We start from the raw sequence: 14,492 nt of genomic DNA on the forward strand, positions 1-14,492 counted from the left end.
TGCCCGCCGGTCGGCGGGTGTGGGCAGGGGCCACAAGAATCCCGGATAGCGATCGAGCACTGTTGCATTAACCACAAAACTATTGTGTGAATGTGACGAAGTTGTTATAAATTGTGACGCAGTTCACAACTCGATTGACTTTCAGGGAGAGTGTTCAATGAAGAAGCTTGTCACGATTGCAGTTGCCGCCGCCCTTGCCGCACCGCTGGCCGCTGCTGCCAACCCCACCCTCTATGGCCGTGTCAACGTGAACCTGGTCCACGAGGACACCGACTTTTTCGAGGATGGCAGCAGCGAGGCCTGGGACGTGCAGAACAACGCCTCCCGCGTGGGGGTGAAGGGCTCCGAGGATCTGGGCAACGGCCTGACCGCCGTCTATCAGTTCGAGTTCGGGGTGGACGCGTCCGATTCCGGCGATGTGAGCGGCCGACTGGCCTATGCCGGCATTGCCGGTGGCTTCGGCGTCTTCGCCATGGGTCGGCAGTGGACCCCGTATTACAACACGGTGGACAAGACCGACATCATGCAGATCAACGGCATGAACGACTCCTACATCGGTCCCAGCCGCATCGGCAACGCCGTGGCCTACATCACGCCGACCTTCAACGGCCTCACCGGAACCCTGGCGCTGGTCATCGACAATAATGGCGATGCGGGTGACCTGGCCGAAGTGCTGAACCTGGGCAACACCGGCGACGATGGCGTGGACATGATCAACGCCTCGGTGGACTACAGCAACGGCCCGATCTCCGCCGGTGTCTCCTACCTCGGCCTGGAGGGTGACTGGGACATCTCCATCTGGGGTCTGGGCGGCAAGTACACCATCGGCAACTTCGCCCTGATCGGCCAGTACGAGAATGCGGATGACCTGGATGTCGATGCCTGGCGTGTGGGCGGCGAGGTCTACCTGGGCAGCAACACCCTGCGCGCCGTGTACGGCAGCGTGGACGCCGGTTCCGACTACGACAGCTGGGCCATCGGCGTGGAGCACAACTTCAGCAAGCGCACCCGGGTCTTCGCCGAGTACGAGGACAGCGAGCTCAATGGCCTCTGGAGTGCGGAGTTGGGGGCTGGCGCCGAGCAGCAGCGCTTCGGCGTGGGCATCCGCCACGACTTCTGATCTCCCTGCGGGAAAGTCGGATGTGGACTGTGGGCGCCTGCGGGCGCCCACAGTTTTTTGTCAGTCCATGGGGAAGCATGGTGCGGGGTATTTCGGGGACAGTTTACTTATTTCATATCGGGCCTGGGGGTGGACCGAGTCTGAACCTATAAGTTTGTTTCACCTGACGCTGAGTCGGAAATAAGTAAACTGTCCCCGAAATACCCAGAAATGTGAATTCGTTTGTTGTAGTCACAAGACATCAGTTGTATTATTGCCACCATTAGGACGCGGTCCTGGCCGTACTCTCTGTGATTAACCTACTGGAGCTGCATTCATGAAGAAGATCCTCTCTGTCGCCATTGCCGCGGCGCTGGTCGCCCCGCTGGCCGCCACCGCCAATCCCACCCTCTACGGGCGCGTCAACGTCAGCCTGGCCCACGAGGATCTCGATGGCCTGGATTCCGCCTGGAACGTGCAGGACAACGCCTCCCGCATTGGCGTGAAGGGTTCCGAGGACCTGGGCAACGGCCTGTCCGCCATCTACCAGTTCGAGTTCTCCGTGGACGCCTCCGATTCCGGCAACCTGGGCGGTCGTCTGGCCTTCGCCGGCATCACCGGCGGCTTCGGCACCTTCGCCATGGGCCGCCAGTGGACTCCCTACTACAACACCGTGGACAAGACCGACATCATGGAGTCGGGCTTCTCCAACGACTACTACCTGGGCCTGTCCCGGGTGGGCAACGCCGTCGCCTATGTGACCCCGAACTTCAACGGGCTCTCCGGCGCCGTGGCGCTGGTGGTCGACAACGGCGGGGCCGAGGACACCGGCGAGGACTTCGCCGACTGGACCAACGTTTCCGTGGACTACAGCAACGGCCCGCTCTCCGTGGGCGGCTCCTGGTTGCGCGAGAACAACGGCGAGGGTGACCTCTGGGGCCTGGCCGCCAGCTACAACTTCGGCATGTTCTCCATTATCGGCCAGTACGAGGACGCCGATTCGGATTACTATGGTGACGACGCCACTTCCTGGGCGCTGGGCGGCGAAGTCTACTTCGGCAACAACACCCTGCGTGGCGTTTACGCCAACGTGGATGCCGGGATGTACGGCGACGCGACCTCCTGGATCATCGGCGCCGACCACGCCTTCAGCCAGCGCACCAAGGTGTTCGCCGAGTACATGGACACCGAGCTGGCCAGCTCCGACATGCTGAAGGGCTACACCGACGGCCAGTACTTCGGGGTCGGCATCCGCCACGACTTCTGAGTCGGACCCGGTCGGAAACTCGAGACGGGCGCCTTCGGGCGCCCGTTTCGTTTGCGGATGGTGTCGAGTCCCGGGTTTCGTGTTGCGAGGCGGATTCGTTGTTCACCACGAAGGTGGAAAGAAGAGGCAGTTTAACCGCAGATTACGCTGATTAACGCAGATGGCCCTTTGTACGAAGGCATGTTGAGGTGTCAGCTAGATATGCAGGGGCATCTGCCCGGTAAAGACTGTATCGGTAATCGACGGCTAAATCTGCGTATTCTGTGTAATCTGCGGAAAAAGTCTTTGTGTCCCTTCTTGGTGTCCTTCGTGCCTTCGTGGTGAGACCTTTTCCGTCGTCGGCAATTCGGGGACAGTTTACTTATTTCCAGGGTCGTCGAGGGGGCGGCATGGAAGGAGCCAGCCACGGAAATAAGTAAACTGTCCCGGAAGTGTCTACCCGCCCAGGTAGGCCCGGCGCACCGCGTCGTTGCTGAGCAGATTGTCGCCGCTGTCCTCCAGCACGATGCGCCCCGTCTCCAGGACATAGCCGCGATCGGCCAGCTGCAGGGCCCGGTGGGCGTTCTGCTCCACCAGGAAGATGGTCACTCCCTCGTCCCGGATCTCCTCGATGATGCGGAAGATCTGGCTGATGATCTGCGGCGCCAGGCCGAGGGAGGGTTCATCGAGAAGCAGCAGGCGCGGCCGGGTCATGAGGGCCCGGCCGATGGCGAGCATCTGCTGCTCGCCGCCCGAGAGGGTGCCGCCGCGCTGGCGCCGGCGCTCGGCCAGGCGGGGGAACAGCTCGAACACCCGCTCCATGTCCGCCCGCAGCTGCTCGGGCTGGGAGAAGAAGCCGCCCATGTGCAGGTTCTCCTCCACCGTGAGGCCGGGGAAGATGCGCCGGCCCTCGGGCACCACCGCGATGCCATGACGGATTACATCCCAGGTCTGCAGGGAGGTGATCTCACGGCCCTCGAACAGCACCTTCCCCGAAGCGGCGCGGGGATCGCCGCAGGCGGTCATCAACAGCGTGGTCTTGCCCGCGCCGTTGGCGCCGATCAGGGTGACGATCTCGCCGGCGTTCACCGCCACCGAAACCCCCTTCAGGGCCTCTACCTGCCCGTAGCGGGTATGGACGTTCTGCAGTTCGAGTATGGGTGTCATGTTCTCAAAAGCATCTCACCACGAAGGCACGAAGGACACGAAGATTTCAAAGGACGCGACGTCGTATGCCTTGGCGCAACAGTGGTACGTTGAAGTTGATGAGCAGGCCAGTGCCGATGCTTGTCGCCTTCATGTAGCTGAGCAACTGCGCCTCATGGATGGGCATGAGCCGTTCAACGCTCTTCAGCTCCACGATCAGGCTACTTCCCACGATGAGATCGACCCGATACGCGCAGTCCAGCAACAGCGACTTGTAACGGATTGCGACCTCCTGCTTCTGGGCGAAAGCCAATCCCCGTTGGGCCAGCTCATAGGCAAGGCACCGCTCATAAGCCGATTCCAACAACCCTGGACCCAGCTCCTTGTGTACTTCCAGGGCGCAGCCGATGACGCGCCTGGACAGGGCATCGAATTCCATTTCGCCCCCGGTTATTGTTTCGATCTCTCGTTTGTTTCACGCAGGAATTTCCGTGGTCTCCTCCTGCGGTCCTGGTCCACCAGTCATCGTCTGTCCCGTGCAACGAAACCACGCTCAGCTTCAGATCCTTCTTCGTGTCCTTCGTGCCTTCGTGGTGAAAGCAATGTTCCATATTATCAAGCCTCTCCGAGGTAGGCCTTGATAACCCGGGGATCGGACTGGATCTCGGCGGGGGTGCCGGTGGCCAGGGGGCGGCCCTGGTCGAGTACGACGATCTTGTGGGAGATGTCCATCACCATGCGCATGTCGTGCTCGATGAGGAGGATGCCGACCCCGTGTCCGTGGTGCAGCTCCAGCAGCAGGTCATCGAGAGCCCGGGTCTCCTGCGGGTTGAGGCCGGCGGCCGGTTCGTCCAGGAGCAGGAGCTTCGGGGCGGTGACCATGCAGCGGGCGATCTCCAGGCGCCGCTGCTGTCCGTAGGAGAGGGTGCCGGCGGGCTGGTTGGCCACCTCCAGCAGGCGGACCCGGCGCAGCCATTCCACGGCCCGATCCAGCGCCTCCTCCTCGCTGCGGCGGTAGGCGCGGCTGTTGAGCAGACCGTGCAGCAGGTTGGTCTTCACCCGCGTGTGTTGCGCCACGAGCAGATTTTCCACCACGGTCATCTTGCGGAACAGGCGGATATTCTGGAATGTCCGCACCAGGCCGAGGCGGGCGATCCGGTGCCCCGGCAGGCGCTGAATCGGCCGGTTGTTGAAGCTTACGCTTCCGCCCGTGGGATGGTAGAAGCCGCTGACGCAGTTGAACACGGTGGTCTTGCCGGCCCCGTTGGGGCCGATGACCGCGACAATCTCGTCGCTGGTGACGCTGAAGGAGACGTTGTCCACCGCCAGCAGTCCGCCGAAGCGCATGCTGAGGCTGTCCACCTCCAGCAGGGCGCTCATGAGGGGATCTCCATGTGCGGGCGGCTGCTGGGCATCAGGCCCTGGGGGCGCCAGACCATCATCAGGACCATCACCAGGCCGAAGATCAGCATCCGGTACTCGTTGAATTCGCGTGCGATTTCCGGCAGCACCGTCAGGGCGACGGCGGCGAGGATGACGCCCAACTGCGATCCCATGCCGCCCAGCACCACGATGGCCAGCACGATGGCCGATTCGATGAAGGTGAAGGACTCGGGATTGATGAAACCCTGGCGGGCCGAGAAGAAGGCGCCGGCGAATCCGGCGAAGGAGGCCCCCAGGGTGAAGGCGGAGAGCTTGATGGTGGTGGGATTGAGGCCCAGGGAGCGGCAGGCGATCTCATCCTCCCGCAGGGCCTCCCAGGCGCGGCCCACCGGCATCCGCAGCAGGCGGTTGATGACATAGAGGGTGAACATCACCAGCAACAGGGCCAGCAGGTAGAGGAAGATCACCTTCTGGCCGCCGTCGTAGGCGATGCCGAAGAACTCATGGAAGGGGACGTTGCCCTCGCTGGCGCGGCGGGAGAATTCCAGTCCGAACAGGGTGGGCTTGGGAATGCCGCCGATGCCGTCGGGCCCGCCGGTGAGGTCGTCCCAGTTGTTGAGCACCAGGCGGATGATCTCGCCGAAGCCCAGGGTGACGATGGCCAGGTAGTCGCCGCGCAGCCGCAGTACCGGGAAGCCGAGCAGGCAGCCGAAGGTGGCGGCCAGGAGCACGGCGATGGGCAGGCAGGTCCAGAAGCCGAGGCCGTAGTACTGGTTCAGCAGGGCGTAGGTATAGGCGCCCACGGCGTAGAAGGCCACGTAGCCGAGGTCGAGCAGGCCGGCGAAGCCCACCACGATGTTCAGTCCCAGCCCCAGCATGATGTAGATGAGGGCGAGGGTGGCCACGTCCACCGGGCCGCGGGCGGCGAAGAAGGGCCACAGGGTGGCCAGCACGATGACCAGCCCGATGGCCAGCCGCCGGAAGGTGGCGTTGTCGCGCAGGGGGTGCCCCAGGTCGGGCAGGCGCGGCCGGGGCAGTCGCGCGAGCACCGGTCCGCGCAACAGCCGGCCGAAGAATACCACGGCGATGGCGATGGCCACCGGCCATGGCTCCCAGGCGAGATCGATGCGGGGACCGTCCACGGTGATCTGGATCCCCATGATGGGAATGCTCAGCAGGGCGGCCAGCCCGGCGGCCAGCAGTGCGTCAGTCAGCTTGTGTCTCAGCATGTTGTTGGCTTGCTCGTTGAGCGCAAAAACCATTTCACCACGAAGGCACGAAGGACACGAAGAAAGGACATGAAGACTTTAACCGCAGATTACGTTGATTTACGCAGATTTTCCGTCGATTGCCGGGTTGAATGGAGGCCAGCCGGAAGCATGTGTCCAACTGGCTGAGGCCCCGACATATCAAGCAGGAACCACCACTGGACTTTCCATGAAATTCAACCTGCATCAATCAGCGTCAATCAACGTAATCTGCGGTTAAGAAATCTTTTGCCCTTTCTTCGTGATCTTCGTGCCTTCGTGGTGGATCTGAAAAAACATCTCAGACCTTTTCCACCTCGGGCTTGCCCAGCAGGCCGGTGGGGCGGAACAGCAGCACCAGCACCAGCAGGCTGAAGGAGACCACGTCCTTGTACTCGGTGGTGAGGTAGGCGGAGGCGAAGCTTTCCGAGAGCCCGAGGACAACGCCGCCGAGCATGGCCCCGGGGATGCTGCCGATACCGCCCAGCACGGCGGCGGTGAAGGCCTTCAGGCCGACGATGAAGCCCATGAAGGGGTTGACCACGCCGTAGTAGAGGCCCACCAGGACGCCCGCCACGGCGGCCAGGGCCGCGCCGATGACGAAGGTCAGCGAGATGACCCGATCGGTGTTGATGCCGAGCAGGTTGGCCATGTTCCGGTCCTCGGAGGTGGCGCGACAGGCGCGGCCGAGGCGGGAGCGGCCGATGAACAGGGTGAGCGCCGCCATGGACGCCACGGTGGCGACGGCAATGATGATCTGCATGTAGGAGAGGTAGACCTGGAATCCGGCCTCGTCACCGAAGCGCCAGCCGCCCGTGATCAGGGGCTGCATCGCCACGTCGCGGGCGCCCTGGGAGAGCTGCATGTAGTTCTGCAGGAAGATGGACATGCCGATGGCGGAGATGAGCGCCACCAGGCGCTCGCTGCCGCGCAGGGGGCGGTAGGCCAGCCGCTCGACGGTCCAGCCGTAGGCGCTGGTGACGATGATGCTGATGAACAATGCAATCAGCAGCACCAGCGGGATCGGGGTGATGCCGAGCATCCCCAGCGCGGTGATCACGATGAGCCCCACGTAGGCAGAGATCATGTAGATCTCGCCGTGGGCGAAGTTGATCATCCCGATGATGCCGTAGACCATCGTGTAGCCGATGGCGATGAGGGCGTAGATGCTGCCCAGCGTCAGGCCGTTGATGATCTGCTGGGAGAATTGGAGCAGGGAGTCGCTCATCTGTACCGGTCTGTCATGTTGGGCGAAGACTGCATTTTTACCACGAAGGCACGAAGGACACGAAAAAAAGGCGAAAAACATTTGACCGCAGATTACGCTGATTAACGCAGATTGAACGGCACAAGAAGATCGGTTGCACGGCTGAACCAGGCCGGGATGGGCGAGAACCGGTGGGGTGTTGGTCCCTCAACCATGCACAGTCCCCCGTATTGTCGCTTGGGGATTCAGTAATCGACGGAAAAATCTGCGCAAATCTGCGTAATCTGCGGTCAAACAGTCTTTATTCTTCGTGTCCTCCGTGCCTTCGTGGCGAACACAAAAAGACGCCCCGCTCCGGCCGGGAACGGGGCGTCGTGGGTGGTGGCGGCGTTACTGGACTTCGGTCTTGGTGGCGTCGGCGTGCCACTCGTAGATGACGAAGTTGAACTCCTTCAGATCGCCCTTGTCGTCGAAGGCCACCTTGCCGATGGGGGTGTCGTAGGTGGTCTCGCGCATGGCCGCGGCAATGGTCCCGGGATCGGTGGAGCCGGTGGCCGCAATGGTGTCGGTGATGATCTGGACCGCCGCGTAGGAGGGCATGACGAACGGGCCGCTGGGGTCCTCGCCCTTGGCTTCGAAGGCCGCCACCAGGTCGGCGTTGGCCGGATCCTTGGTGAAGTCGGCGGGCAGGGTCACGTAGAGCCCCTCCGAGGCGGGGCCGGCGATGGCGGAGATATCCTTGTTGCCCACGCCCTCGGGGCCCATGTAGCGGGCATCGAAGCCCTGCTCCCGGGACTGGCGCAGGATGAGGCCCAGTTCCGGGTGGTAGCCGCCGTAGTAGACGAAGTCCACGCCCAGGCTCTTCATCTTGGTAATGAGGGCGGAGAAGTCGTTCTGGCCCTTGTTCACGCCCTCGAACAGCACCGGCGTGATGCCCGCGGCCTCCACGGTCTTCTTGACCTCCTCGGCGATACCCTGCCCGTACTGCTGCTTGTCATGCAGGATGGCCAGCGCCTTGGGCTTGATCCTGTCGGCGATGAAGTGGCCGGCCACCGGTCCCTGCTGGCTGTCCAGGCCGATGGTGCGGAAAATCATCTTGAAGCCGCGCAGGGTGATGTCGGGGTTGGTGGAGGCCGGGGAGATCATGAGGATGCCCTCGTCCTCGTAGATGTCCGAGGCGGGCTGGGTGGACCCGGAGCAGAGGTGCCCCACCACGAACTTGATGCCCTGGTTGACCACCTGGTTGGCCACGGCCACGGCCTGCTTGGGCTCGCAGACGTCGTCCATGAGCACGGCGTCGATCTGCATGCCGTTGACTCCGCCGGCGGCATTGATGCGCTCCACCGCCATCTTCGCGCCGATCATCTGCATGTCACCATACTGGGCGACCGGTCCGGTGATGGGACCGACCACGGCGATCCTGAGATCCTCCGCCTGGGCCGCGGTGGCGCCCAGCAGCGCCGTCCCCAGTGCCAGTGCGGTCAGCGTATTCTGCAACGGTTTCATGGTTATTGTTCCTCCCGGAGGATGGTTGGCGAATCCGTGGTGGCAGTCCCGGCGGCCGTAAGCCGGTCCGCCGTGCAATGAAAATTGAAGTTATAACAACGCCAAAGGGGGCGCAAGGGTACGCCGTGCCCCGCTCCCGCCCCGCACCCTGCAGGCGTGGACCCGGGGGCGATTTCCCGCCCCGCGAGTATGGAGGGGGCGAAGAAAAGACAACAGCGTCCTATCCGCCCGATTTGTCATGCCATGCCCAATGGGCTACAAGAAAGGGCTGGAACCCAGTGCCAGTGTTCCTGACCCGCCGGGACGGAGCCCGTGGTGACCGTTCGTGCGAATGCCCGGTGTTGCCCGTATCGGCCCCCGGGCATCCCCACCGATCGTCGCATGGGTCCTTTCCGGCGCTGCAATGACCACCAACAAGGTCAACGGACCAGGAGGAGATTCATGAACAAAGCCCTGAAGCTGCTCTCCGCGGCTGCTCTCAGCCTTGGACTCGCGGTGCCTGCCACCCAGGCCCAGGCGGAAACCTTCATCACCATCGGCACCGGTGGCGTGACCGGCGTCTACTATCCCACCGGCGGCGCCATCTGCCGGCTGGTGAACAAGGGCCGCAAGGAGCACGGCATCCGCTGCTCGGTGGAGAGCACCGGCGGTTCGGTCTACAACATCAATACCATCCGTGCCGGTGAGCTCGATTTCGGCGTGGCCCAGTCCGACTGGCAGTACCATGCCTATCACGGCACCAGCAAGTTCGAGGAGCAGGGTCCGTTCAAGGAGCTGCGGGCGGTCTTCTCGGTTCACCCCGAGCCGTTCACCGTGGTGGCCCGCGCCGACTCGGGCATCACCAACTTCACCGATCTGAAGGGCAAGCGGGTCAACGTGGGCAATCCCGGCTCCGGCCAGCGCGGCACCATGGAGGTGGTGATGGAGGCCATGGGCTGGACCATGGATGACTTCACGCTGGCCTCCGAGCTGAAGGCGGCCGAGCAGTCCAAGGCCCTGTGCGACAACAAGATCGACGCCATGGTCTACACTGTGGGTCACCCCAGCGGTTCCATCCAGGAGGCCACCACCGCCTGTGACAGCGTGCTGGTCACGGTGGACGGCCCGGTGATCGACAAGCTGGTGGCCGACAACGCCTACTATCGCAAGGCCGTCATCCCGGGCGGCATGTACCGCGGCAATGACCAGGACACCGTCACCTTCGGTGTCGGCGCCACCTTCGTCACCTCCACCAAGGTTGCGGATGACGTGGTCTACAACCTGGTCAAGGCGGTGTTCGAGAACTTCGACGACTTCCGCCGTCTCCATCCCGCCTTCGAGCATCTGAAGAAGGAGCAGATGATCAAGGACGGTCTGTCCGCTCCCCTGCACCCCGGCGCCGAGAAGTACTACAAGGAAGTCGGGCTGCTCTGACCCGGCATGGGGAACCCGGCCGGCGGGCCCTGTTCCGCCGGCCGGTCCTGATCGCCTGCGGGGTCGGGTTGCGGGGCGCTGTTCCTCTCCCTGCCGACTCCGCCCCATTGATCGCATGGCGGCAAGCCGGTCGCCATGCCCGCCCGGCCGCTGTCGAAACCGGCCTTGGGGAGACTGCCAATGAGCGCGGAGAATACCCGCAAGCCCATTGTCGATGAGGATTCGCTCCAGGATCTCGTCGCCCAGGCCGATACCGGCGCACGTCAGCCGGGCGGCTTCGCCGGACGGCTCCTGGTCGCCGTTCCGCTGACCTGGTCCCTGTTCCAGCTATGGTATGCCTCGCCGCTGCCGTTCATCTTCAGGTTCGGCGTCCTCAACGACACCGAGGCACGGGCCATTCACCTGGCCTTCGCCCTGTTCCTGGCGTTCACCGCCTATCCGGCATTGAAGCGCTCACCGCGCGACCGGATCCCGATCCAGGACTGGGTGTTCGCGCTGGCGGGCGCATTCAGCGCCGGCTACATATTCCTGTTCTACAGCGAACTGGCGGACCGGGCCGGCGCCCCCACCGGCTTCGACCTGGTGGTGGCGGTGAGCGGCATGATCCTGCTGCTGGAGGCCACCCGCAGGGCCCTGGGGCCGCCGTTGATGGTGGTGGCCGGCGTGTTCCTGCTCTATACCTTCGGCGGTCCCTACATGCCGGACGTGATCGCCCACAAGGGCGCGAGCCTGACGAAGGCCATGTCCCACCAGTGGCTGACCACCGAGGGTGTGTTCGGCGTCGCGCTGGGCGTCTCCACCAGCTTCGTGTTCCTGTTCGTCCTGTTCGGCGCCCTGCTGGAGAAGGCCGGCGCCGGCAACTACTTCATCAAGGTGGCCTTCTCCCTGCTGGGCCACCTGCGCGGCGGGCCGGCGAAGGCGGCGGTGGTCTCCTCGGCCATGACCGGCCTCATCTCCGGTTCCTCCATCGCCAACGTGGTCACCACCGGCACCTTCACCATCCCACTGATGAAGCGGGTGGGATTCCCGGCCTACAAGGCCGGCGCCGTCGAGGTGGCCTCCAGCACCAATGGCCAGTTGACGCCGCCCATCATGGGCGCGGCGGCGTTCCTGATGGTGGAGTACGTGGGCATCTCCTACCTGGAGGTGATCAAGCACGCCTTCCTGCCGGCGATCATCTCCTACATCGCCCTGGTCTACATCGTCCATCTCGAGTCGCTCAAGGCGGGCATGGAAGGATTGCCGCGCCGCCACCGGCGCACCCTGGTCCAGAGCCTGCTCGGTTTCCTCACCGTGTTCATCGGCCTGATGGCCCTCACCGCGGTGGTCTACTACGGCATCGGCTGGCTCAAGGATGTCTTCGGCGAAGCCTCCATCTGGATCATCTCGGTGCTGGCCCTGGCCGCCTACGTGGGGCTGGTGTGGCATGCCGCGAAGTACCCGGAGCTGGAGGTGGACGATCCCAATGCCGAGATCCTGGAACTGCCCGACCCCGGACCCACGGTGAAGTCGGGGCTCTACTTCCTGCTGCCCGTGGTGGTGCTGGTCTGGTGCCTGACCGTGGAGCGCTTCTCGCCGGGGCTGTCGGCCTTCTACGCGACCCTGTTCATGATCCTGATCGTGGCCACCCACCGGCCCCTGCAGTCCTTCTTCCGTGGCCGCGGCCGGCTGGCGGCCGCGGCCCGGCAGGGTTTCGACGACCTGGTGCAGGGGCTCATCATCGGCGCCCGCAACATGATCGGCATCGGCGTGGCGACCGCGGCGGCGGGCATCGTGGTGGGTACGGTCACCCTGACCGGCATCGGGCTGGTGATGACCGAGTTCGTGGAGTTCATCTCCGGCGGCAACATCATGCTGATGCTGCTCTTCACGGCGGTGATCAGCCTGCTGCTGGGCATGGGGCTGCCCACCACCGCCAACTACATCGTGGTCTCCACCCTGATGGCTCCGGTCATCGTGACCCTGGGCGCGGAAAACGGGCTGCTGGTGCCGCTCATCGCCGTGCACATGTTCGTGTTCTACTTCGGCATCCTGGCCGACGACACCCCGCCGGTGGGGCTGGCGGCCTTCGCCGCCTCGGCCATCGCCCAGAGCGATCCCATCCGCACCGGCCTGCAGGGCTTCAGCTACGACATCCGCACCGCCATCCTGCCGTTCCTGTTCATCTTCAACACCGAGCTGCTGCTCATCGGCATCGAGGGCTGGTTCCACCTGCTGCTGACCATCGCCAGCGCGGTGGTGGCCATGCTGGTGTTCGCCGCCGCCACCCAGCGCTTCATGCTGGTGAAAAACCGGCTGTGGGAGACCCTGGCGCTGCTGCTCATCTCCTTCACCCTGTTCCGCCCCGGGTTCTGGTGGGACATGATCTACCCACCGATGATCGAGGTCGAACCCACGCGCATCGAGGCCGTCGCCGCGTCGATGCCGGCCGGCGGCAAGCTGTATCTGAGCGTGGCCGGCGAGACCATCGACGGGGATTTCGTCAGCAAGCTGGTCCAGCTGCCGCTGGGGCCCGCGGGTCCCGGGGCCGAGCGGCTCGCCCGCGCCGGGATCGAGGTCCGCATCGAGGGCGACCAGGTGTTCGTGGACAATGTCGTCTTCGGCAGTCCCGCCGCCGAGGCGCGGGTGGACTTCGACTGGGAGGTGCTGGGGCTGCAGGAGCCCGCCGACATTCCGCCCAAGCAGATCATGTACCTGCCGGCGATCATCCTGCTGGGGCTGGTCGTCGTCAGCCAGCGCAGCCGCCGCGCCCGCCTGCAGCCGGTGCCGGCGGCGGAGTGAAGTGCGCGGCCGATCGGAAAGCGCTCACCACGAAGGCACGGAGGACACGAAGAAAAAACCATTTAACCGCAGATTTACGTTGATTGACGCTGATTTTTATTTCCGGATGAGGGTTGCGCTGTCGTTCCCTGGTTGCCCGCTTGCGGCCGATGGCACGCTGCATTCTAAACACCGCAACCGGGATTGTCGGTAAGCAATCCCGTAATCGACCACAGGAATCAACGTCAATCAGCGTAAATCTGCGCTAATCTCATTTTTGTCTTTTCTTCGTGCCCTTCGTGCCTTCGTGGTGGAATTTTTTCTTACGCAACAGTCCAGAGGCGGAAATCATGTACCGGGATATCCTGTTGTGCGTGGACCTGGAGGATGAGAGCAGCTGGCGCAAGGCCCTGCCCACGGCGGTCGAGTATTGCCGGGCCTTCGGCTCGAGGCTGCACGTGCTCACGGTGATCCCGGACTTCGGGTTGAGCATGGTGTCCCAGTACTTCCCCGAGGACTACGAGGCGAAACTCCTGGAGCAGGCCGGCGCGCGGCTGCACGAGCTGGTGCGTGAGCAGGTGCCGGAGGAGGTGAAGGTGCAGCACATCGTCGCCCAGGGCACCATCTACCACGAGATCATCCAGGCGGCGGAGCAGGTCGATGCGGATCTCATCGTCATGGCCTCCCACCGTCCCGAGCTGGAGGACTATCTCATCGGCCCCAATGCCACCCGGGTGGTGCGCCACTGCAGCCGTTCGGTGCTGGTGGTGCGCAACTGAGTCATGTGACCATGCGGCCCGGCCGGCTGGTTGCCCTCCACGGCGGGCGGATGGCCGGGATTGCGCCGGGTCGCTACGGACTCCAGAGCAAGGAAGAATCATCGCCATGTTCAAGACCATACTCGTCCCGGTGGATCTGAAGGACACCCCGCTGGCCCGCAAGGCCATGGCCATCGCGGTTGACCAGGCACGCCAGGAGAACACCGGCCTGCACCTGATCTCGGTGCTGCCCGGCTTCGGGATGCCCATCGTGGCCTCCTACTTCCCCACCGCGGCGATGCGCGAGGCGAAGAAGGAGATACGCGCCAAGCTCAAGGCCTATGCCGAGCAGCATGTCCCGGAGGATGTCCAGGTGGCGGTAGCCGTGGCCGAGGGCAACCCCTACGAGCAGATCCTGAAGCAGGCGAAAAAGATCGGGGCGGATCTGATCGTCATGCCCAGCTATGCCAGGCGGGGTGGCGATGAGGTTCTGCTCGGCTCCTGCGCGTCGAAGGTCGTGCGTCATGCCCACTGCTCGGTGGCCGTGGTCCGGGTCTGAACGGGGCCGGGGAACTAGTGTACTGCGTCACTCTTGGAGGCACATTCAGCGAGTCGTTGGCCGGTCAGATGCAAGGCGCGCTTGCGCAGGAATGGCAGGCCCCCTTTCAAGCAAGCGCAACGCCGCAGATGGCCGGCCAACGGCTCGCCCGCAGGGAGCCCCCCGAAA

12 protein-coding genes are annotated in these 14,492 nt (G+C 63.9%); 6 read left to right on the forward strand and 6 right to left on the reverse strand.

Annotation, left to right across the window (positions count from 1 at the left end; genetic code table 11):
• Positions 1 to 157 precede the first annotated feature (157 nt).
• Positions 158 to 1,120: a porin gene (locus DFQ59_RS03425; RefSeq protein WP_114278239.1), complete on the forward strand. Its 963-nt coding sequence runs from the start codon at positions 158 to 160 to the stop codon at positions 1,118 to 1,120.
• Between the two features lie 316 nt (positions 1,121 to 1,436).
• Positions 1,437 to 2,366: a porin gene (locus DFQ59_RS03430; protein WP_114278240.1), complete on the forward strand. Its 930-nt coding sequence runs from the start codon at positions 1,437 to 1,439 to the stop codon at positions 2,364 to 2,366.
• A 435-nt stretch (positions 2,367 to 2,801) separates the two neighbouring features.
• Here DFQ59_RS03430 and DFQ59_RS03435 read toward each other — a convergent pair whose 3' ends face one another.
• The 6 genes from DFQ59_RS03435 to DFQ59_RS03460 form a co-directional block, all read right to left on the reverse strand.
• Complete coding sequence (locus DFQ59_RS03435) at positions 2,802 to 3,512, reverse strand: ABC transporter ATP-binding protein (RefSeq protein ID WP_245937160.1); 711 nt, start codon at positions 3,510 to 3,512, stop codon at positions 2,802 to 2,804.
• Between the two features lie 46 nt (positions 3,513 to 3,558).
• Complete coding sequence (locus tag DFQ59_RS03440; RefSeq protein ID WP_114278241.1) at positions 3,559 to 3,930, reverse strand: GxxExxY protein; 372 nt, start codon at positions 3,928 to 3,930, stop codon at positions 3,559 to 3,561.
• A gap of 176 nt (positions 3,931 to 4,106) precedes the next feature.
• On the reverse strand, positions 4,107 to 4,871 hold the full coding sequence (gene livG, locus DFQ59_RS03445; protein ID WP_114278242.1) for a high-affinity branched-chain amino acid ABC transporter ATP-binding protein LivG: 765 nt from the start codon (positions 4,869 to 4,871) through the stop codon (positions 4,107 to 4,109).
• The gene (locus tag DFQ59_RS03450) at positions 4,868 to 6,103 is read right to left on the reverse strand and encodes a high-affinity branched-chain amino acid ABC transporter permease LivM (RefSeq protein WP_211314765.1); all 1,236 of its coding nucleotides are present in this window, start codon (positions 6,101 to 6,103) and stop codon (positions 4,868 to 4,870) included. Before DFQ59_RS03450 ends, livG begins: the two co-directional genes overlap by 4 nt.
• Before the next feature lie 319 nt (positions 6,104 to 6,422).
• Positions 6,423 to 7,349 carry a high-affinity branched-chain amino acid ABC transporter permease LivH gene (gene livH / locus DFQ59_RS03455; protein ID WP_114278244.1) on the reverse strand — a complete coding sequence of 309 codons (927 nt, stop codon included), beginning with the start codon at positions 7,347 to 7,349 and terminating at the stop codon, positions 6,423 to 6,425.
• Positions 7,350 to 7,718: 369 nt separating this feature from the next.
• Positions 7,719 to 8,834, reverse strand: coding sequence for a branched-chain amino acid ABC transporter substrate-binding protein (locus DFQ59_RS03460; RefSeq protein ID WP_114278245.1), 1,116 nt, complete (start codon positions 8,832 to 8,834; stop codon positions 7,719 to 7,721).
• A gap of 441 nt (positions 8,835 to 9,275) precedes the next feature.
• Here DFQ59_RS03460 and DFQ59_RS03465 point away from each other — a divergent pair, with 441 nt between their 5' ends.
• The 4 genes from DFQ59_RS03465 to DFQ59_RS03480 all read left to right on the forward strand — a co-directional run bounded on the left by DFQ59_RS03465 (position 9,276) and on the right by DFQ59_RS03480 (position 14,324).
• On the forward strand, positions 9,276 to 10,247 hold the full coding sequence (locus DFQ59_RS03465; RefSeq protein WP_114278246.1) for a TAXI family TRAP transporter solute-binding subunit: 972 nt from the start codon (positions 9,276 to 9,278) through the stop codon (positions 10,245 to 10,247).
• A gap of 180 nt (positions 10,248 to 10,427) precedes the next feature.
• A complete protein-coding gene (locus tag DFQ59_RS03470) occupies positions 10,428 to 13,028 on the forward strand; it encodes a TRAP transporter permease (protein WP_114278247.1) in 2,601 nt (866 codons plus the stop codon).
• Between the two features lie 329 nt (positions 13,029 to 13,357).
• The gene (locus DFQ59_RS03475; RefSeq protein WP_114278248.1) at positions 13,358 to 13,786 is read left to right on the forward strand and encodes a universal stress protein; all 429 of its coding nucleotides are present in this window, start codon (positions 13,358 to 13,360) and stop codon (positions 13,784 to 13,786) included.
• Positions 13,787 to 13,892: 106 nt separating this feature from the next.
• The gene (locus DFQ59_RS03480; protein WP_114278249.1) at positions 13,893 to 14,324 is read left to right on the forward strand and encodes a universal stress protein; all 432 of its coding nucleotides are present in this window, start codon (positions 13,893 to 13,895) and stop codon (positions 14,322 to 14,324) included.
• Positions 14,325 to 14,492 lie beyond the last annotated feature (168 nt).

The sequence above is a fragment of the Thioalbus denitrificans genome, from assembly GCF_003337735.1.
GTDB classification, from domain to species: Bacteria; Pseudomonadota; Gammaproteobacteria; order DSM-26407; family DSM-26407; genus Thioalbus; species Thioalbus denitrificans.

Bases quoted from the DNA above. Each gene is read 5' to 3' on its own strand.
- DFQ59_RS03425 (WP_114278239.1), top strand. From the start codon at position 158: ATGAAGAAGCTTGTCACGATTGCAGTTGCCGCCGCCCTTGCCGCACCG.
- DFQ59_RS03465 (WP_114278246.1), top strand. From the start codon at position 9,276: ATGAACAAAGCCCTGAAGCTGCTCTCCGCGGCTGCTCTCAGCCTTGGA.
- DFQ59_RS03435 (WP_245937160.1), bottom strand. From the start codon at position 3,512: ATGACACCCATACTCGAACTGCAGAACGTCCATACCCGCTACGGGCAG.
- DFQ59_RS03460 (WP_114278245.1), bottom strand. From the start codon at position 8,834: ATGAAACCGTTGCAGAATACGCTGACCGCACTGGCACTGGGGACGGCG.
- livG (WP_114278242.1), bottom strand. From the start codon at position 4,871: ATGAGCGCCCTGCTGGAGGTGGACAGCCTCAGCATGCGCTTCGGCGGA.
- DFQ59_RS03430 (WP_114278240.1), top strand. From the start codon at position 1,437: ATGAAGAAGATCCTCTCTGTCGCCATTGCCGCGGCGCTGGTCGCCCCG.
- DFQ59_RS03480 (WP_114278249.1), top strand. From the start codon at position 13,893: ATGTTCAAGACCATACTCGTCCCGGTGGATCTGAAGGACACCCCGCTG.
- livH (WP_114278244.1), bottom strand. From the start codon at position 7,349: ATGAGCGACTCCCTGCTCCAATTCTCCCAGCAGATCATCAACGGCCTG.
- DFQ59_RS03440 (WP_114278241.1), bottom strand. From the start codon at position 3,930: ATGGAATTCGATGCCCTGTCCAGGCGCGTCATCGGCTGCGCCCTGGAA.
- DFQ59_RS03450 (WP_211314765.1), bottom strand. From the start codon at position 6,103: ATGCTGAGACACAAGCTGACTGACGCACTGCTGGCCGCCGGGCTGGCC.
- DFQ59_RS03470 (WP_114278247.1), top strand. From the start codon at position 10,428: ATGAGCGCGGAGAATACCCGCAAGCCCATTGTCGATGAGGATTCGCTC.
- DFQ59_RS03475 (WP_114278248.1), top strand. From the start codon at position 13,358: ATGTACCGGGATATCCTGTTGTGCGTGGACCTGGAGGATGAGAGCAGC.